Genomic DNA, 4,124 nt, shown 5'->3' on the forward strand with positions numbered 1-4,124 from the left:
GAGAGCGGAAATTACCGCTACCGCCGCCCTCTTTCTCCGTCATCTTTCGCCGCCGACTCCCCCAAACCTTCCCTTTTCAAAAATCCGCATCTGTCAGAATGTCAGCGAGGGTTTGTTGACTGAAAAGGTTTTCTGTAATATGTTGAGAACACAGCAACTGAAGCCGCTCCTTCATCGCAGCCCCGTCATGCTTCGGGACTCCCTTAAGCGCAGCGGCGCTCTCACAGCCTGCATGCCACCAAGGAGACACCGCATGGAAGATGGAAAAGATAAAGCCCCCGGAAAGGGAAACAGCAACGACACCGCAAAAAATCTGTTAAAGGCAGCAGGAGTATTTACCTTGTTATTTGCCGCGCAGTTTCCTGTCAGGGCTGCCATCAATACCATCAAGGGCAACTACATTGATGCCAAGGTAGCTACCCCGGCTCTGGGCTCTGTGCTTTACCGAGATCTGGGAGCGGGATTCATGGAGCATTCCGGCATCTATGTGGGCGGCGGAGAAAACTGCATTGCGGAGCTCCAGAACGATAACGGAGAGAGCATCATCAAGCTGGTAACGCCGGAAGTATTCACCTCCGTCGGCGTCGGAGCCACCTCCACCATTTACGTATCCTGCAAGGGCGACACCCCGGTGGGCGATCCCGAAGTGGCCCGGCGGGCTCTCAGCATGGCCGGACAGGATCTGGGGAAGTACGATCTTCTCATGAATAACTGCCACATGTTTGTCTACGGCTGTCTTAAGGCTGCCGAGGCGGGAGAGGAGTTTGATCCCGATAAAATGCACCGCATTACCAAGGATCACTGGGCCAGAATGGAAATGTCCCTCGCCAATCTTAAGCATGAAGCGGAAAAGAATCTGAAAGCCTGCGACTGGCGGGTCTGGGACTGGCAGAATAACCCGGGCATTGCCCGCGACGCGGTTCCGGGCATTACAGGCTGAACCGGAGCTCTGAAAGCCACGGCTGCGGATCTCCGGCTCTTCTGGTGAGATAAACCCGCCGGAGGATGAATAAGGTCAAGTCCGCAGAACTCCTGCCAGAGACTCTTTCAGAACCTCTTTCTCAGGAACCTCTTTCTCAAGAACATCTCTCCCGCTCAGGAACCGCCTTCTCAGAAACAGCTCTCAGCGATTTTCATCAATCAGGCTGTCTCTCTTTCCGGTAGTTTTATTGAAAAGGGTCTTAACCTCTCTTTCATGAAGAACATTCCGGGAGGGAACGGCGTATTCATCGCATTCCTGGCGTTCTTTTGCGGAAGATGAGCTAAAGGTCCTTCTTCTGCTCAGCATTAAAGAAACCGGCAATGAGAAAATGCCCATCAGAACCTGAACCACCAGACAAACGGCAATGGACTCTGTTTTGACATAACTCTGCAGCATGGTTCCCGCATAACAGGCAAGAGCAAAGCAGGACACCACCCCCAGGGTAATTCCGGCTCTGAGCTTGGTGGCAAAGAGCCTCCTCAGCGCTGGAAAAAAGGCTAACAGCGGATTCAGGAACGTTCCGCCCATAAAGGCGCCGAGACCGACAGCCATCATATCATTGAGCTTCAGAAAAACCAGAACCAGCCAGAAGGTTAAGCCGCCGGAAAATAACAGCAAAGATGCCCCCCAGGCATACAATTTTCCGGAAGAAACCGGGACACTCCCCGTCATCTTCCCGGTCTGACCGTTCATGTAAATGCGCCAGGGCTGCCCCTGCCAGATACATTCCATAAACCATACCGGGAACCAGGCATAGGAGACCTTTTCCGGTACCTCATGGTAGTCACTGGAGTTAACCTTGATCAGGGTATAAAGCTCAGCCTTGGAGAGGAAGCGGTCAAAGGATGCGGTAATGCGGCCCCGGGCCTCCCGGTAGCCATCCTGCCTGCTGTTCTCCAAAACCTGCGCCTTAAGCCCCGCCCCGTAGACTTTGCTGAAGGGACGCGCATCCTCGCAAAAAAACGGCTCCAGGCTTTGGGTAATCGCCGGCTCCAGGGATCCGGCCGCGCTGGCCGGCACATTGAAATAGTACTGCTCTCCGGCAGCATGCCCCTCTAAAACCGTATGCCGGTAGCTTCCGGGGCCCCGGCCGCCGGGAATGTAGGTAATCTGTTCCGCGCGGTATGCGGCGCTGCCGGACATGGACGCATCAAAAAGATAAAACGGCACATAGAGAGCCTGGAGAGGGGCGGCGGCGGTTTTTATAAAAGAGTCCGGCACAAAATCCCGCTCCCGGAGGCGCTTTTGGAAATTTCTGACAAAGTCCTCCCGATCCAGAAGAAAGGGCAAAATGAAATCCGGTTCCGGCGGGAGATCAGAGTTCCTGGGAGGATTAGCGGCATTCAGGGGTTCAAAGCAGACGGGACAGTTTGCGGAGGCCCGTAAAGCCCCCCGGCTTATCCGGCACCCGCAATGCGGACAGGCGGTAAACTTTGCCTGTTCCGGGCCGGAAGAAGAGGATTCCTGAGAAGCCGCTCCGGAAACAGCATTTTCATACTCCTCGGGAGTGAACATTTTGGAACAGAAGCTGCAGACAAGCCGCTGTTCGGCGATGTTATATCTGAGTTCTCCGGAACATTCCGGGCACTTGAATACTTCTGTTAGATCCATAACCGCCTCCGTGTACGCCGCATTGCAAGCCGGCATCCTTAAAAGATCTTCGCTGCCGTTCAGGCCCCTGGTCAGTCTGCGGCTTTCCTCGATAAGACTCATTATATCCAAATCCGGAAGATCTCCGGAAAGAATTACCAAAATCCCATGCCGGTAATTAAGGTGACAGCCCGGAAGCATGAAGCGGAAAACAATCTCTGAATGGCCTGAAACCGGCGGGGCCGGACTGGCGAAAAAAAAAAAACGGGCATTAGGGGCTCAGCCTGCTCCCCCTTCTCAGAAACATCTTCCCGGAAGCTGCTCTCAGCTGTTTTTATCAATCATGCTTTCTTTGGATTTGACAGTTTTGGTGAAAACGGTCTGAAGCTTTCTTTCATGAAGAACATTCCGGGAGTGAATGGCATACTCGTCGCATTCCCGGCGTTCCTTCCCGGAATAATCACGGCTGGCTTTATGTCTGCTGTCCTTTAATGAGATCAGCGGAAACACAAAAATCAGCATCAGAATCTGAAACGCCAGAAGAATGATAACGGACTCAGTTTTTACAGGGGTCAGAAGGATGGTTCCCGCATAAAGAGCAATGGTGATGGTAAGAAACAGGCTCCCCGTAATTGCGGCTCTCAGTTTGGTGGCAAAGCTCCTCCTCAGAAAAGGAATGCAAAACAGCACTATTGACAATATCACTCCGCCAATAAAAGCCCCGAAACAGAGAACAAGCAAATTACTGAGCTTTAGAAAGCCCAGAACCAGCCAGAATGTTAAACCGTATGCCAATAACTGCAGAGATGCTCCCCAGACCTGCTTTTTGCCAGTGGAAACGGGGAGGCTCTCCACATATTTTCCGGTCTGACCATTCATGTAAATGCCCCATTTCTCCCCCTGCCAGGCGAACTCCATGAGCCATACCGGAAACCAGGCATAAGAGACCTTTTCCGGTACCTCATGGTAGTCATTGGAGTTAATCTTAATCAGTTTGTAAATCTCAGCATTGGTGAGGAAACGGTCAAAGGAGGCGATGATGCGTCCCCGGGCTTCCTGGTAGCCGCCCTGCCTCCCGTTATCTAAAACCTGCGCCTGAAGCCCCGCCCCGTATACTTTGCTGAAGGGACGCGCGTCCTCGCAAAAAAACGGCTCCAGGCTCTGGGTCAGCGATGTCTCCAGAGAACCGGCCGCGCCGGCCGGCACATTGTAATAGTACTGCCGTCCGGCAGCATGCCCCTCTAAAACCGTATGCCGGTAGCTGGTGCTCCGGCCGGTGGAAATTTCGGTAATATCTTCCGCGCGGTATTCCGCTCTGCCGGACAGAGACACATCAAAAAGACAGAACGGCACGTAAAGAGCCTGAACAGAGGCCTCTGCGGCATTCACAAAAGAGTCCGGCAAAAAATCCCGTTCCCCGATGATCTTCCGGGCTTTTTTAACAAATTCCTCCCGATCCAGAAGAAAGGAATGTGGTGTAAATGGCGGCTCGCAGAAAAGCTCGGGACTTGACGAAATCCTCGGTTAGATGATGAAACGGCAGAAGAAAAGG

3 protein-coding genes are annotated in these 4,124 nt (G+C 53.0%); 1 reads left to right on the plus strand and 2 read right to left on the minus strand.

Annotation, left to right across the window (positions count from 1 at the left end):
* Nucleotides 1-253: 253 nt before the first annotated feature.
* The gene (locus ACJROR_RS09955) at nucleotides 254-940 is read left to right on the plus strand and encodes a lecithin retinol acyltransferase family protein (RefSeq protein WP_406546941.1); all 687 of its coding nucleotides are present in this window, start codon (nucleotides 254-256) and stop codon (nucleotides 938-940) included.
* 183 nt (nucleotides 941-1,123) lie between these two features.
* On the opposite strand, the gene ACJROR_RS09960 is transcribed toward ACJROR_RS09955, so the two are convergent.
* Nucleotides 1,124-2,593 carry a Trm112 family protein gene (locus ACJROR_RS09960; protein WP_406546942.1) on the minus strand — a complete coding sequence of 490 codons (1,470 nt, stop codon included), beginning with the start codon at nucleotides 2,591-2,593 and terminating at the stop codon, nucleotides 1,124-1,126.
* Nucleotides 2,594-2,896: 303 nt separating this feature from the next.
* Entirely contained in the window at nucleotides 2,897-3,976 is a 1,080-nt protein-coding gene (locus ACJROR_RS09965; protein WP_406546943.1) for a hypothetical protein, read from the minus strand.
* Between the last annotated feature and the right edge of the window lie 148 nt (nucleotides 3,977-4,124).

The sequence above is a fragment of the Succinimonas sp. genome, assembly GCF_045225735.1.
In the GTDB taxonomy this organism is placed as follows: domain Bacteria; phylum Pseudomonadota; class Gammaproteobacteria; order Enterobacterales; family Succinivibrionaceae; genus Succinimonas.

Coding starts and splice junctions, on each gene's coding strand:
- ACJROR_RS09960 (WP_406546942.1), bottom strand. CDS start 2,593: ATGGATCTAACAGAAGTATTCAAGTGCCCGGAATGTTCCGGAGAACTC.
- ACJROR_RS09955 (WP_406546941.1), top strand. CDS start 254: ATGGAAGATGGAAAAGATAAAGCCCCCGGAAAGGGAAACAGCAACGAC.